The following is a 13,349-nucleotide window of genomic DNA, read 5'->3' as shown; positions in this document are numbered from 1 at the left end:
AAAGGCTCTATGCCGACACCTGAAATGTTTCCTGATGACGCAACCATCTTGCCTGCAGCACAAACCAAAGTTCGGGCATGATGCCAAGTGTCCGATCAATACGCATCGCGATGTCGAGCGTGATCGGGTGTTGACCGGCAATAATGGCATCGACAATCGCCACGGGCATCTCGACGCGGCGTGCGAAGTCCTCCGTCGACAGTCCGTGGGATTCAATGCATTCACGCAAATGCTCGCCCGGATGGATCGCCCAGTGCGGCGTCCATCGATTTGCTGATGTGTTCATTTGCCTTGCCGATCAGGTTTGATTCGAGTACTTCGATCATAGCCAGCCGACGTGTCAGGCGGATGAAAAAATCGTGGCGCAAAAGCGGCGGCCCGGCGCTGCCAGTCACGTTGTAGTTACGTTGACTTGCCTATTTCATCGACGTGATGCTGGATGCTCAGGCGATCAAGCGATGTGAGTGGAAGGTTGATGAAAATTTTCAATCGGCGATCCAGTTCCTTCATCGTGCGGGAAAATGCCTGCTTGCGCTCCCATGGCTGACCGCTTGCATGGACCGGATCTACAGACTCCCAATGTGCCGTGACTGGCACGCCCGGCCATTCAGGCATAGGTTCGCCCGCCGCGTCATCATTCAATGTAAAAACGAAATCGAGATTGCGCGCGCCTTTCAAACCGAACTCACGATAGTGTTTAGGGTGAAGACCATCCATCGGGTAGCCAGTTTGCTCGAGTAGTTCCCGTGTCTCAGGATCGATCTCGCTCGCGGGCTCCGTGCCGGCGCTGTAGGCGACGAAGTGGGGTTTTCCAATATGATTGAGAATCGCCTCGGCCATCATGCTTCTTGCCGAATTGCGATGTGAGAGAAACAGGACGTGGAAGACTTTATCGTTCACGGCGCATCTCCTTGCTTTTGAATTCAAGGTGAGATTTCTGGGCACATTATGATTCAGAAATGTGACACCAGTCCAACGAAAGGTGTGTACCCCTGCCTCCAAGCCTGGCCAGACTCTGGTTAGAGCAAGTTTTGTCTAAATAGAACCGTTCTGCCGGAGGGAATTCGTGGGCAAGGTCGAGGGGTTTGGCGAGGCCGATGTCTTTCCATCGGACGATGCCGAAGTCCGATGGATTTGGCCTGAATTCACCCGGCCCTTCGGGTTTCCGGCTGGCGGCCACCCACTTTGTCAGGCGGCATCGTCCGATGGAAAGACATCGGCCTCGCCACCTTCCGCGCGGATTGTCTCGCCATCCGAGAAACAGAACTGGCTCTATTTAGATAAAATTTGCTCTAAATGTTCGAATCCGTGTATGATTCGCGAAGTTGTCAAGCGTGCCTGCGTCACATCCTCTGTTAGATCATGGGAGAACAGGATGCCCGACAGACATGAATTCCATAGAGTAGAAATTTGCGGCCGTATCTTTACAGGATCTATATCTGCTGAGGGTCCGTGTCTGAAAATGCTTGAAAACCGCACCTATGGTCGCGGTGTTCCCTTGGGCGCAGCGCTCTCGATCTCAAAAGGTACCGGCAGAACCTATTACGCGATCTGCAAATACAACGAACCGCATATTATCCTTCCACGTTTTTCCGATGAAGACGTGGAAGCTCTCGCTCGAGAATTCGGTATTCCTATCGCAGGTCGGATACGGCCCCTGTCGTTCACGCAAAGCGCTGCCTGGATCGCCTTGAAAAAATGGGTGAAACAGCATCCAGGAATTGCACGAGCCTGTTCAAACACCGACACCTACGTCCCGGGCTGGTACCATATGGTGTCCCAGGAAAACGGCTCTGGTTTGTTGCGGCACGTATGACGGTCGCACTAGAGCAAGTTTTGTCGACACTATCGATAGCCTGCGGCCTGCAACTCGAAGAGTTCGGCATAGCGACCGGCCTGTGCGACAAGTTCCTCATGCGTGCCTGCAGCTTCGACCTTGCCGTCGGCGAGAACGAGAATACGATCAGCCATGCGCACGCTGGAAAAACGGTGCGAAATGAGAATCGCCGTCTTGCCTTGACTGAGTTCCTTGAAACGCCTGAATACCTCGAACTCGGAGCGGGCATCGAGCGCTGCTGTCGGCTCATCGAGGATCAGCACCTCCGCTTCGCGCATATAGGCTCTGGCGATGGCGATTTTCTGCCATTCGCCGCCCGATAGTTCGACGCCGTTCTTGAAACGCTTGCCGATCATCTGCTCATACTTGCCTGGAAGTCTGGCGATGACGCCGTCCGCCTGGCTTCGCGATGCCGCTTGCGCGATGCGGACATGATCGTCCCGATAGGCGATCCTGCCAACCGCGATATTATCGGAAGCGCTGAGATTGTAGCGAACGAAATCCTGGAAGATCACGCCCATATTGCCGCGCAATGCCTCGAGATCGTACTCGCGCAGATCGTGGCCATCGAGCAGGATGCGGCCTTCATCCGGATCGTAGAGGCGGGTCAGCAGCTTCACCAACGTGGTCTTGCCAGCACCATTTTCGCCGACCAGCGCCACCACTTCGCCAGCATGCAGGGTAAAGCTGAGATGGCGAACCGCCCAATGCTCGGCGCCGGGATAGATGAACCCGACATCCTCGAACACGAAGCCCTGACGGATCGGATGCGGGAAAGGACGCGGATTGTCCGGCGAGAGGATTTCCGGCTTGACCTCGAAGAAGGCGAAGAGATCGTCGAGATAAAGGGCCTGTCCTGCCGTACTTGAAAAGCTTGCCAGAAGACCCTCGAGCAGCGTGCGCAGGCGCCGGAACGAGCCGGCGAGGAAAGTCAGATCGCCGATTGAAAACTCGCCGCCCAACGTGCGCAAGACAATGTAGGCATAAGCCAGATAGTAGCCAATCGTACCCATGGCGGTGAAAAGCCCACCCCAGCTGGCGCGGCGCAGCGCGAGCCTGCGATTGGCCGCGTAGAAATCGGTGGCGAGGCGCACATAGCGATCGATCAGAAAACTATGGAGACCGAAGATCTTGACTTCCTTGGCGGTTTCGACGCTGGCCGCGGTCTGTCGCACATAATCGAGTTCGCGCCGCTCGGGTGTGCGGACAAAATCCAGCGAATAGCTTTGTGCGTTGAAATGCGCCTCGCCAAGAAAGGCTGGCACCAGTGCAAGAAACAGCAGGACGATGAGCCAGGGCGCATAGACGATCAGGCCTGCGGCGAAGCTCACCACTGTCACCATGTCCTGGGCCTGACCGAGCAATTGCCCCATCAGTGTCATCCGCCCGCTGGACTGGCGGCGGGCCCGCTCGAGCTGATCCTGGAATTCGGCATCCTCGAAATCTTCCAGATCAAGCGTTGCCGCATGCTGCATCAGACGGACGCTCGAGACATTGGACACGCGTTCCGAGAGCAGGCTGTCGATCAGCGATACCACACGCCCGAGAATATCCGACAGAACCGCCAGCGAGAATTCGGCAAGGAGAAGAAGGCCAAGCCAGTTCAGGAGACCGCTGTTCAGCCATTGCGACAGGGTTTCCGGCTTGTTCGGCGTCTGCACCAGCAACACGACATCGTCGATGATGAGCTTGCCGACGAACAGGGTGGCGACAGGAAGAAGCGCCCTGGCCAGACGCAGGACAAGCGACGCCGCAGTCAGGTGCGGACTTGTGCGCCACACCATCAACAGGAACGGCCACAGGTTCTTCAGAGCCCCGAAGCGCTCCTTGAAGGTTCGGACCTCCGGCAGGGGCGGCCCTCCCGGCGCTCGTCCGGGTGCCCCTCGCGGAACCCGTCCGCCACTGCTGTAACTCCTCGGCATTTGAAACAATCCTGTATTCAGTCAGATATTGTCAATCGCGCGAAATTCGAGAGCAAGTGGACAAGAAACTTAAAGGAAATTTTCAGATCAGGCTCAGCGTTGCTTGGCCTTGCGGGCAGCATAACGCCGGTCACGTTCCGCCTTGCGTTCAGCCTCATCGGCCACGACACGCGCGACATGCCTGTTCGCTTCGGCCTTGGCAGCCTCGGCCTGAGCCAAGGCGGCCTGTGCGAGCGCTTCGGCTTCCGCCTGTTTGCGCGCAAGTTTCTCCTGCGCCAATCGCTCTTTGTCCGCGCGTCTTGCTTCACGCGCCGCTGCGATTGCCTCACGTTCGGCGCGTTTCGCCAGCATCTCGGGATCGCTTGGCTTTGGCGCACTGTCAAACTTCTTGAGAAGCAGTTTCTTCGCCTCAGCTGCAGCAGCGCGGCGCTCAGCCAATTCTTTAAGATTTTTCAACCGGTAGTCATCCTTGTTCACATATTGTGGAGCTGCTTGAGCTCTTGAATCCAATTCCATTAAAAAGGCCAGGCATCGGCCTGGCCTCTGTCATATATCCCAGTTTACGGCATGGTCACCTTCTTGGCGACCACAAACTGAACGCGCTGACTAGGCAGCACTCAATTGATCAGCTGACATTTTGCCCGACTTCTTGTCGCGCACCAGCTCGTAATTGATCTTCTGGCCATCATTGAGGCTGCGCAGTCCGGCGCGCTCAACGGCAGAGATATGCACGAACACATCCGCACCGCCGTCCTCAGGTTGAATAAAACCAAAACCTTTTGTGGAATTGAACCATTTAACTGTGCCTGTGGCCATATTAAGCCCTCCCTGCCAACATCAACTTGGTATCGTACATATGCACGATAACCGCTCCTATCGAGTTTTGAACGAGAAGGTAAAGCGTTTGCACGCGAAAAACTTCGACAATCAAAAATTCAACGCCGTATTTATAGAATTGAATTCATATTGTTTCAACTCGCTTCGCGCAAAACAATTCCAACGAGGGTATTTTACAGCTGGCTCAGTATTATTACCTAGTTTTCCTCCGAAAGCCGGTGATAGCGCTGCGCCTGCCGGCGCTGCCGGCGCGTTGTGCCATGTGATCCGTTCAACTCCTTCGATGCTGTTATGTAGTGCATGCGGCCAAATATTGTTATCATCCAGTCTACCCCGGCCATCCGGCTTCCGGAAACAACGCAAACCGAAAGAATTGATATGACCGAGACGTTCGTAATTGCGCAGGGCGGCGGGCCGACTGCCGTCATAAACCAGACCCTGGCGGGCGCCGCAATCGAGGTACGCAAGCGCTACCCGGGTGCGCGTGTGCTCGGCGCAATACACGGCGTGCGCGGTATCCGCGACGGGAATTTCGTCGATCTTTCGGCTCTGAGCGAACAGCAACTCCGCCTTATCGCCGCAACGCCGAGTGCAGCCCTCGGGAGCACGCGCGACAAACCCGACGCGGCCTATTGCGAGATTATCCTGAAAGGCCTGCACAAGGCCGGAGCTACCGCATTCATCTATATCGGCGGAAACGATACCGCCGGGACCCAGCAGATACTTGCCGACGCCGCTGGCAAGGATATTGCCTTTGTCCACGCCCCAAAGACGATCGACAACGATCTTGTTGAAAACGATCACACGCCAGGATTCATATCCGCAGCCGAATTCGTCGCCGGTGCCTTCCTCAGCGTCGATCTCGATTTTCGCGCCTTGCCGGGAATTTATGTCGGCATCGTCATGGGCAGACATGCGGGCTTTCTCACCACAGCGGCAGCCGCTTGGCAGCTGGACGAGGAGAGTGGACCGCACCTGCTCTATGTGCCCGAGCGGGCGTTTTCGCCGGAACGATTCATCAACGATGTGCGCGAAGCAACCGCGCGCCACGGGCGCTGCATCGTGGCAATGTCGGAGGGCGTCACGGCGGAAGACGGACGATCGGTCGTCGAAAACCTGGTTCCGCCCGACCGGCTCGAGCGGGATGCACATGGCAATGTCCGGCTTTCCGGCGGTGATCTCGGCATGACCATCGAGCAACTGATCCGGGACGGGCTGCCCGGTGCACGCGCCCGCGTCGATACATTCGGCTATCTACCGCGCGGCAATATCGCGACCATCAACGAAACGGACGCGCGCGAAGCCTTTGAAGCCGGAGCTTTTGCTGTGGAAGCCGTCGCCCGCGGTGGCGGATCTGTGGCTTTGCAGTATGAAAATGGAAAAACCAGCCTACAGCTGATACCGCTGGCCAATGTCGCCGGAAAGACGAAGCATCTGCCCGATGATTTCATGTTGCCCGACACAAACCACATTTCGTCGCAGGGCCGGGCCTATCTGGAGAGATTGCTTCCCCGCAGGTTCGAGCCGGCAAAACCATTTGTGTAAGACGGGTCCAGGCCTGACCGGATCACAGCAATCCAAATTACACTGCCTCGTTGTGGAAGAAGGATAGTCTCCTTCCCATCTCGAACGCCGTTAACTCGGCGAGGGCTACAAACCCTTGTGTTCTGCAAAAGTACGGCATACGATATTTCATATCGGTAAAAATTATCGCTATATTTTCTCTTTTATGAAAGTCAGGCCGCTTGCGGGAACATCTGGATCAGACGGATCGGCGGCTCGTCAAACAGCTTTCGCAGGATGCGCAGCCTGGCTTGACACGCCTCGCTGAAACGATGGCTATGTCCGTGCCAACCGTACGTACGCGCCTTCGCAACTTGCTGGACCGAAACCTCCTGAAGATCGTCGGACTGCTTAACCTGACGGAACGTCCCGAGTTGATCTCGGCGATTGTCGGGGTCAATACGCAGGGGCGTGGCCGGGCGCGCGAGATTGCGGAACGGATTGCGGCGCTGCCGTTCGTCACCTCGGCATGTGTTGTCACCGGGCGCTTCGATATCATCGTCGATGTGATCGTCGCTGGCGATGTTGCTGATCTGTACAGGGTCACGAGCGAGTTGATACCGGGTGTTGGCGACGTGGGAGAGATCGTACGAAGCGAGACATTTGTGGTCATGGCATCGTGCAACAAATGGGTGAGCTTGCCGGAGGGATGCTGGACGGATCCGGCAACAGCGCCAAAGACAACCTAAAGAGCCCAATAAAGGGCGGGGAATACAAACGGAGGAACTTAGAATGAAGATTGCCAAATTATTCATTGCGGGACTTGCGCTGCTGACCACTGCCAGCCTCGCAAACGCCGGAACACTCGACGACATCACCAAGCGGGGCGAACTGCGAGTCGCGGTCCAGACGCAAGGCCCTCCCTTTTCCATGGTGGATGCGGCTGGCAAGCGAACCGGCAGCTCGGTCGAGCTTGCCGAACTGATGGCGAAGGAAATGGGCGTAAAGATCACGTTCCAGGATTACGATTGGGATGGCTTGATCCCGGCACTGCTTTCCGGCAAGGCCGATCTGCTGGTTGCGGACATGACGCCGACACTGGCACGGGCGATGAAAGTCGCCTTCACCAAGCCCTTCATGTACACGGGCAGCACTGTCTTCGCCAAGGCAGACAGCAAATTCGGCACCATGGATGCTTGCAAGGCCAAAGGCACCAAGATCGCCGTTCTTCTCGGAGCAACTGGCGAAAAAGTGGCAAAGGCGACTTTCCCCGATGCCGAAATCAAGAGCTACAAGGGCGGCGGTCCGCTCCTGCTCGATGCCGTCAACAACGGCCAGGCCGATTGCGGCGTAAACGATGTCTCCGCGGTCAAGGGTCAGCAGGCGGCCTATCCGGCCGGAACCTTCACGATCATGCCGGAAGTTCTGTCAAAGGAGCCACTGGCTTTCGCCACACGCTATGACGAACAGGACCTTCTTGTCTGGATGAACCTCTTCCTCGATCAGGTCGCCCTCGATGGCCGTCTGCAGACAAACCTGGATTACTGGGTCAATTCGGAAGCCTGGAAGAAAGACCACCAATAGCTGGTTCCGAACGGTTTTGCGTGAGGCTGGAGCCTCACGCATACCGACCGGCCGCTTTTTGACTGCGCTCGTTCCGCGACCCGAGGGATCGTCCCGGCATGCTTGAAAACTTCAGCTTTCGCACCATTGTCGAATACCTGCCCCTGTTCGGGCAGGGATTTGCTGCGACGCTGTGGCTGTCGATCGTTTCATTCGCGGGCGCCCTTGCTGTTGGCATCATCCTTTGCGCGATGAACTTGCAGCGCTCACGGCTCCTGCAGCTTCCGGCAAAAATATACATCGACGCAATCCGTGCGACACCGCTGCTGGCACAGCTCTATTTCCTGTATTTCGGCCTGCCGCGGCTGGGGTTCGTTTTGCCGGAGCTCTTCGTCGGCATCCTCGCCTTGGCTTTGAACAGCGGCGCCTACATCGCCGAGATCATCCGCGCCGGTATCCTGTCGATTTCGCGTGGGCAGGTGGAGGCCGGTGTTGCGTCCGGGATGACGTATTCCCAGCGCATGCGCCTGGTGATCCTGCCGCAGGCCATCCGGGTCACCATTCCACCCCTCCTCGGCCAGGCCATTGTTCTGGTGAAGGACTCGGCGTTGCTGTCCCTGATTTCCGTTGCCGAACTGACGCGGGCCGGGCAGTTGCTGGCGTCGGACCGGTTCATGCCCGCCGAAGGGTTCATCACGACTGCCGCTTGCTATCTCGTTCTCTATTACGGATTGAAGTCACTGGCGGTTTTCTCGGCGCGCTGGCTCGGCGTGCGACCAATCGGGAGCCGCACATGATCTGGTTCCAGCTCCAGAGTCTGATAGGCAGCTATCCGCTGGCATTGCGCGGGCTCGGCATGACCATTGCCCTGTCCGCGATCAGTCTCGTTCTCGGTACCATCATTGGTTTTGCGCTCGGTGTCTTGCGCACGAGTGGCAATCGCTTGCTGGATGCTGCGATCGGGGTGTGGATCGATCTGATCCGCGGCACACCGTTCCTCGTCCAGATATTTCTTATCTTCTTCATCCTGCCCGAACTCGGTGTCGAACTCGATGCGTTCACCGCGGGTATCATCGCGCTGACAAACCTTGCGGCCTGTTTCATTTGCGAGATCGTCGCGGCGGGCATCCGTTCGGTGCCGACCGGGCAGGTCGAGGCGGCGCTCGCTTCCGGTCTTTCGCAGTGGCAGCGGATGCGCCAGGTGGTGCTGCCGCAAGCGATGCGCGTTTCCCTGCCGCCGCTGGTTGGACAATATGTGCTTCTCATCAAGGACTCGTCCGTTGTCTCAGCGATCGGCCTGACCGATCTTACGCGCGTCGGCTGGCTGGTGGTTCAGCGGGTTCCCAATGGGTTGCTCGTGTTCGCCATCGTCGGTGTTGGCTATTTCATCGTGTGTTATCCGCTCATCCTGCTCGCGCGCCGTTTGGAGAGACGCATGAGCGCCGCCCATGGCGAGGTGCAACTGTGAAGCGCACCGACGGCCCCATCAACGAAGGCAGCCTGACATGATCGAATTTCGCGGCGTCAATAAATGGTTCGGAGCGCTCCACGTGCTCAAGGATATCACGCTCAGTGTCGAGCCGCGCGAAGTCGTCGTCGTGTGCGGCCCCAGCGGCTCGGGCAAGAGCACGCTGATCCGCTGTATCAATGGCCTCGAAACGATCAAGGATGGCGACCTTGTCGTCGATGGGCAGCGTCTCGGCGACCGCGCCACCAACATGACGGAACTGCGCACTGAAATCGGCTTCGTTTTCCAGTCGTTCAATCTCTATCCGCACAAGACGGCGCTCGAGAACGTCACGCTTGCACCGATCCATGTGCGAAAAATTCCGCGCGGAGAGGCCGAGGCCTCGGGCCGCGAGATGCTGGCGAAAGTCGGACTGGCCGATAAATTCAATGCCTATCCGGCCGAACTCTCAGGCGGTCAGCAGCAGCGCGTCGCCATCGCCCGCTGCCTGTGCATGCGCCCGAAAATCATGCTGTTCGACGAGCCGACTTCAGCCCTCGATCCTGAGATGATCAGTGAGGTACTCGACGTGATGGTTGGCGTCGCCGAGGAAGGCATGACCATGATGGTTGTGACGCACGAGATGGGTTTTGCCCGCAAAGTGGCACAGCGGGTCGTATTCATGGATGCTGGAGCAATCGTTGAAACCGGTACGCCGGAAGAGTTTTTCTCCGACCCGAAAACCGATCGAAGCCGCGCCTTCCTGAGCAAAATCCTGCGGCATTGAGGTGTGTCGTGCAAAGGCCGAGGGTTCACCCCCGGCCTTTGCATTATTGAACCGGCGGTATCAGGCGACGGCATGCGCCTTCAAGAGATCTTCGAGGCCGATGCGGCGGTACATTTCCGCGCGCACCCGGTCGGCGACACCATTGACGATCTCGGCGCCGTCCTGCGACGGGTCGATATGCGTGCGGAATGGCCTGGTGCCGAAGGGCATGCCGACAATATCCACCACGGCGACAGCGACTGCTCCCGCATCGGCGTCGGCTGGTTCGAGCGCCGCCAGACCCTGGAGTGCTTGCTCAGGCACACCCTTGTACGGACCTTCGTTGTATTCGGCCGCGCGTTCCTTGTCGTCCGGTGCGCCGGAATGGGCGAAGTGATTGGTGCCTTTGGTGAAGGCGCCTGGCACGACGATTGCTGTCTCGATACCCCAACGGGAAAGTTCGGCGGCATAGGAGACTGCCAGCGAGTCCATTGCCGCCTTGGCGGCGAAATAGGGTGAGAGGTATGGAGGCGTGCCGCCGCGGGTGCTCGACGAGGAAATCCATAGGACCAGACCCTTGCCCTGCTTGCGCATGTAGAGAAGTGCGGCGCGGTTGACGCGTTGGGTCGAGAGAACATTGACGTCATAGAGTTCGGCGAACTGTTCCGGCGTAAAGGCTTCGGCCGGACCGAAGGACATATGGCCGGCATTGTGCATGACGACATCGAGGTGGCCTTCGTCCGCGATGATCCTGGCAATGCCCGCTTCGACAGAGGCGTCGCTGGCAACGTCGAGTTCAACCGAGCGAAGGTCGACGCCGTGCTCCTTGGCGAAGGCTGCTGCGTCGGCTACCGCAGGAGCATTGCGGCTCTCGGTGGCGCGCATGCCGGCATAGACGATGTGGCCTGCCTGCGCCAATGCGCGGGCGGAGAGTGCTCCAAAGCCGCTGGATGCACCGGTGACGACGATTACTTGCTTGCTCATGATATTGATCCTTTGAATTCGTGAACCGTGGAACAAATTGATTGATGATCAGGCGACACCGCCATTGGCGCGCAGGATCTGGCCATTGACCCAGCCGGCGTCGGGGCCGACTAGAAAGGAGACCACGTTGGCGATATCATTTGGCTGGCCGAGGCGTTCGAGCGGCGGCATCTTGGCAAACGTCGCAATCAGTTCCTCGCTTTTTCCGTTGAGGAAGAGGTCAGTGGCAATCGGCCCGGGGGCGACTGCATTGACAGTTATGTTGCGGCCGCGAAGTTCCTTGGCAAATACATGGGTGAAGGCTTCGACCGCTGCCTTGGTGCCGTTGTACAAAGCATAGCCTGGCATGTTGAGACCAACGGTCGTCGACGAAAAGTTGACGATCCGTCCACCGTCCTTCAGCCGCTTGGCGGCTTCACGCAATGTGTTGAACGTGCCCTTCGTATTGATTGCGAAGTGGCGGTCGTATTCCTCGTCGCTTGTGTCAGCCAGCGGGATCGTCTTCAGAACGCCAGCGTTGTTGACCAGCACGTCGATACCGCCGAATGCTGCTTCAGCAGAGTCGAACATCCGCCGCACGGCAGCCGCATCGCTGACGTTCGCCTGTGCGGTGATCGCCTTGCCACCGCTGGCTTCGATCTTGCTAACCAGATCCTGAGCCTCTTTGGCACTCCCCGCATAATTCACGACAACGGTGAAGCCATCGCTGGCAAGCCGTTCTGCAATTGCTGCGCCGATACCGCGAGATGCTCCGGTGACGATTGCAACCTTGTTTGTCTGCTGTGTCATGGTCTTTATCCTCTTTATGTTGTTCCGGTGGTAATGACGAGAGAATGGATCCTTTCCACATGCGGATAATCATGCATTTTCCGTCATCACTATCCGAAAAATACGAACAAATCTCTTGCGGAGACGGTGCTGGCGTTTCATGATGCGATCACTCTTGATCCAGCAAACGGAACTGCCAGATGGATAGATTTGAAGCGATGCGTGTCTTCGTCCGGGTCGTCGAACGGCGCAGTTTCACGCTCGCCGCCAACGACCTTGGCCTGCCCCGCTCGACCGTCACCGATGCGGTGAAACAGCTCGAAGCTCGGCTCGGCGTACGGCTGCTCGAACGGACGACAAGGCAGGTCAGTCCCACGCTTGATGGCGAGGCGCATCACCGGCGGTGCGTCTCGCTCATCGCTGATCTTGAGGATGCGGAAGGAGCGTTCGGCGCGGCAAGACCAAAGGGATTGCTGCGCGTGGAGGTGCAGGGCACATTGGCGCGGCACTTTTTGTTGCCGGGCCTGCCAACATTTTTCGAAAAGTATCCCGATATCGAAATCAGCATGAGCGAAGGCGAACGGTGGATCGACCTTATCCGCGAAGGCGTCGATTGCGTGCTGCGGTTCGGTATCCTGCCGGACAGCGATATGATCGCCCGCCGCGTCGTGACGCTGGAGCGGCTGACATGCGCCACACCCGCCTATCTCGACCGTTTCGGCGTCCCGGCACGTTGGGACGCGCTCGAGGGTCATCGCATGATCGGGCTGCGATCGCTGACGACGGGCATAGTAAGGCCGCTGGATTTCATGGTCGGCGAGACTTACCAGAATGTGTCCTTGCCCACGACGATTTCGGTCACCGGTACGGAGAGCTATCTTGCAACCGCACGGCTTGGGCTCGGGCTCGTTCAGGTGCCCAGATTCCACGCCGCTGACGATCTTGCGCGAGGCACGCTCATCCAGCTTCTCCCCGATTGTCCGCCGCGCCCGATGCCGGTGTCCTTGCTTTATCCTCGCAACCGGCAACTCTCACCGCGTGTAAGGGTATTCCTCGATTGGGTGACGCAGGAATTCGCCTCGAAGAATGCAGTGACTTGAACGTTCAGCACGACAAAATGCCCTGCATGCGTTGAGATTCGTAATAATTCTGTGCGAATACGGTGTGGCACCCACCGACGCCCCAACAGAAAGCAAACCAGTGGAATTCCTGCACGACGGCGTTTCATTCATCGAACCCTACATACAGCAATACGGGCTCTATGCGATCTTCGTCATCATATACCTGGAATCGCTTGGGGCGCCGCTTCCCGGCGAAAGTGCGCTTGTCGCGTCATCGCTTCTCGCTGTACGAGGTGACCTTGCGGTCGCCGACCTGTTTTTCGCTGTCTGGACCGCCGCCGTGCTTGGCGACAGTACCGGCTATGCGATCGGGCATTACGGCGGACGACCGTTGCTACGGCGATATGGCTGGCTCGTCAAACTCACCCCGGAACGGCTTGAACAGCTGCAAGAACTGTTTCGGCGCCGCGGGCCAATCATTGTTTTCGGCGCACGTTTTGTCGTTGTGCTGCGGCAATTGAACGGCCTCGTCGCGGGATCCGTCGGGATGGCCTGGCATAGTTTCTTCCTGGCAAATCTCCTCGGTGCCGCACTTTGGGCGGCTGTCTGGAGTTTTGGTCCCTACTTTTTTGGCGGATTGTTTCACACGTTCTGGCGCTAA

Annotated in this window: 16 protein-coding genes; 9 read left to right on the top strand and 7 right to left on the bottom strand. The window is 57.8% G+C overall.

The window, feature by feature from the left end:
• Positions 1–7: 7 nt before the first annotated feature.
• Together ACSQ3H_RS24030 and ACSQ3H_RS24025 are read right to left on the bottom strand one after the other, a co-directional pair.
• The gene (locus tag ACSQ3H_RS24030) at positions 8–286 is read right to left on the bottom strand and encodes a HigA family addiction module antitoxin (protein WP_436119634.1); all 279 of its coding nucleotides are present in this window, start codon (positions 284–286) and stop codon (positions 8–10) included.
• A 116-nt stretch (positions 287–402) separates the two neighbouring features.
• Positions 403–900, bottom strand: a complete 498-nt coding sequence (locus ACSQ3H_RS24025; RefSeq protein ID WP_436119633.1) for an arsenate reductase ArsC — start codon at positions 898–900, stop codon at positions 403–405.
• A gap of 166 nt (positions 901–1,066) precedes the next feature.
• Between ACSQ3H_RS24025 and ACSQ3H_RS24020 the strand changes: the two genes are divergently transcribed.
• Complete coding sequence (locus tag ACSQ3H_RS24020; protein WP_436119632.1) at positions 1,067–1,816, top strand: hypothetical protein; 750 nt, start codon at positions 1,067–1,069, stop codon at positions 1,814–1,816.
• Between the two features lie 29 nt (positions 1,817–1,845).
• Here ACSQ3H_RS24020 and ACSQ3H_RS24015 read toward each other — a convergent pair whose 3' ends face one another.
• The 3 genes from ACSQ3H_RS24015 to ACSQ3H_RS24005 all read right to left on the bottom strand — a co-directional run bounded on the left by ACSQ3H_RS24015 (position 1,846) and on the right by ACSQ3H_RS24005 (position 4,575).
• On the bottom strand, positions 1,846–3,759 hold the full coding sequence (locus ACSQ3H_RS24015; RefSeq protein ID WP_436119631.1) for an ABC transporter ATP-binding protein: 1,914 nt from the start codon (positions 3,757–3,759) through the stop codon (positions 1,846–1,848).
• 93 nt (positions 3,760–3,852) lie between these two features.
• Complete coding sequence (locus ACSQ3H_RS24010; protein WP_436119630.1) at positions 3,853–4,275, bottom strand: DUF6481 family protein; 423 nt, start codon at positions 4,273–4,275, stop codon at positions 3,853–3,855.
• Positions 4,276–4,365: 90 nt separating this feature from the next.
• Entirely contained in the window at positions 4,366–4,575 is a 210-nt protein-coding gene (locus tag ACSQ3H_RS24005; RefSeq protein ID WP_112528883.1) for a cold-shock protein, read from the bottom strand.
• A gap of 399 nt (positions 4,576–4,974) precedes the next feature.
• Between ACSQ3H_RS24005 and ACSQ3H_RS24000 the strand changes: the two genes are divergently transcribed.
• From ACSQ3H_RS24000 to ACSQ3H_RS23975, 6 genes are all read left to right on the top strand, one after another.
• Positions 4,975–6,141: a diphosphate--fructose-6-phosphate 1-phosphotransferase gene (locus ACSQ3H_RS24000; protein ID WP_436119629.1), complete on the top strand. Its 1,167-nt coding sequence runs from the start codon at positions 4,975–4,977 to the stop codon at positions 6,139–6,141.
• Between the two features lie 200 nt (positions 6,142–6,341).
• Positions 6,342–6,848, top strand: a complete 507-nt coding sequence (locus ACSQ3H_RS23995; RefSeq protein ID WP_436119628.1) for an Lrp/AsnC family transcriptional regulator — start codon at positions 6,342–6,344, stop codon at positions 6,846–6,848.
• Between the two features lie 43 nt (positions 6,849–6,891).
• Positions 6,892–7,683 carry an ABC transporter substrate-binding protein gene (locus tag ACSQ3H_RS23990; RefSeq protein ID WP_436119627.1) on the top strand — a complete coding sequence of 264 codons (792 nt, stop codon included), beginning with the start codon at positions 6,892–6,894 and terminating at the stop codon, positions 7,681–7,683.
• A 98-nt stretch (positions 7,684–7,781) separates the two neighbouring features.
• Complete coding sequence (locus ACSQ3H_RS23985; RefSeq protein WP_436119626.1) at positions 7,782–8,459, top strand: amino acid ABC transporter permease; 678 nt, start codon at positions 7,782–7,784, stop codon at positions 8,457–8,459.
• Complete coding sequence (locus tag ACSQ3H_RS23980; protein WP_436119625.1) at positions 8,456–9,130, top strand: amino acid ABC transporter permease; 675 nt, start codon at positions 8,456–8,458, stop codon at positions 9,128–9,130. Before ACSQ3H_RS23985 ends, ACSQ3H_RS23980 begins: the two co-directional genes overlap by 4 nt.
• 37 nt (positions 9,131–9,167) lie before the next feature.
• Positions 9,168–9,896: an amino acid ABC transporter ATP-binding protein gene (locus ACSQ3H_RS23975; protein ID WP_436119624.1), complete on the top strand. Its 729-nt coding sequence runs from the start codon at positions 9,168–9,170 to the stop codon at positions 9,894–9,896.
• 60 nt (positions 9,897–9,956) lie between these two features.
• Here ACSQ3H_RS23975 and ACSQ3H_RS23970 read toward each other — a convergent pair whose 3' ends face one another.
• The gene (locus ACSQ3H_RS23970; protein ID WP_436119623.1) at positions 9,957–10,859 is read right to left on the bottom strand and encodes an SDR family oxidoreductase; all 903 of its coding nucleotides are present in this window, start codon (positions 10,857–10,859) and stop codon (positions 9,957–9,959) included.
• Between the two features lie 48 nt (positions 10,860–10,907).
• Complete coding sequence (locus ACSQ3H_RS23965) at positions 10,908–11,648, bottom strand: SDR family oxidoreductase (protein WP_436119622.1); 741 nt, start codon at positions 11,646–11,648, stop codon at positions 10,908–10,910.
• Positions 11,649–11,827: 179 nt separating this feature from the next.
• Here ACSQ3H_RS23965 and ACSQ3H_RS23960 point away from each other — a divergent pair, with 179 nt between their 5' ends.
• Together ACSQ3H_RS23960 and ACSQ3H_RS23955 are read left to right on the top strand one after the other, a co-directional pair.
• Positions 11,828–12,727: a LysR family transcriptional regulator gene (locus ACSQ3H_RS23960; protein ID WP_436119621.1), complete on the top strand. Its 900-nt coding sequence runs from the start codon at positions 11,828–11,830 to the stop codon at positions 12,725–12,727.
• 100 nt (positions 12,728–12,827) lie between these two features.
• A complete protein-coding gene (locus tag ACSQ3H_RS23955) occupies positions 12,828–13,349 on the top strand; it encodes a DedA family protein (protein WP_436119620.1) in 522 nt (173 codons plus the stop codon).

Source organism: Phyllobacterium sp. LjRoot231 (assembly GCF_964253365.1).
GTDB lineage: Bacteria > Pseudomonadota > Alphaproteobacteria > Rhizobiales > Rhizobiaceae > Phyllobacterium.
This window is presented reverse-complemented; position numbering and strand designations above follow the sequence as displayed.

What these genes read in the sequence shown, in the direction of transcription:
- ACSQ3H_RS24030 (WP_436119634.1), bottom strand. Translation starts at nt 286, where the DNA reads ATGAACACATCAGCAAATCGATGGACGCCGCACTGGGCGATCCATCCG.
- ACSQ3H_RS24015 (WP_436119631.1), bottom strand. Translation starts at nt 3,759, where the DNA reads ATGCCGAGGAGTTACAGCAGTGGCGGACGGGTTCCGCGAGGGGCACCC.
- ACSQ3H_RS24010 (WP_436119630.1), bottom strand. Translation starts at nt 4,275, where the DNA reads ATGGAATTGGATTCAAGAGCTCAAGCAGCTCCACAATATGTGAACAAG.
- ACSQ3H_RS24005 (WP_112528883.1), bottom strand. Translation starts at nt 4,575, where the DNA reads ATGGCCACAGGCACAGTTAAATGGTTCAATTCCACAAAAGGTTTTGGT.
- ACSQ3H_RS24000 (WP_436119629.1), top strand. Translation starts at nt 4,975, where the DNA reads ATGACCGAGACGTTCGTAATTGCGCAGGGCGGCGGGCCGACTGCCGTC.
- ACSQ3H_RS23990 (WP_436119627.1), top strand. Translation starts at nt 6,892, where the DNA reads ATGAAGATTGCCAAATTATTCATTGCGGGACTTGCGCTGCTGACCACT.
- ACSQ3H_RS23985 (WP_436119626.1), top strand. Translation starts at nt 7,782, where the DNA reads ATGCTTGAAAACTTCAGCTTTCGCACCATTGTCGAATACCTGCCCCTG.
- ACSQ3H_RS23980 (WP_436119625.1), top strand. Translation starts at nt 8,456, where the DNA reads ATGATCTGGTTCCAGCTCCAGAGTCTGATAGGCAGCTATCCGCTGGCA.
- ACSQ3H_RS23975 (WP_436119624.1), top strand. Translation starts at nt 9,168, where the DNA reads ATGATCGAATTTCGCGGCGTCAATAAATGGTTCGGAGCGCTCCACGTG.
- ACSQ3H_RS23970 (WP_436119623.1), bottom strand. Translation starts at nt 10,859, where the DNA reads ATGAGCAAGCAAGTAATCGTCGTCACCGGTGCATCCAGCGGCTTTGGA.
- ACSQ3H_RS23965 (WP_436119622.1), bottom strand. Translation starts at nt 11,648, where the DNA reads ATGACACAGCAGACAAACAAGGTTGCAATCGTCACCGGAGCATCTCGC.
- ACSQ3H_RS23960 (WP_436119621.1), top strand. Translation starts at nt 11,828, where the DNA reads ATGGATAGATTTGAAGCGATGCGTGTCTTCGTCCGGGTCGTCGAACGG.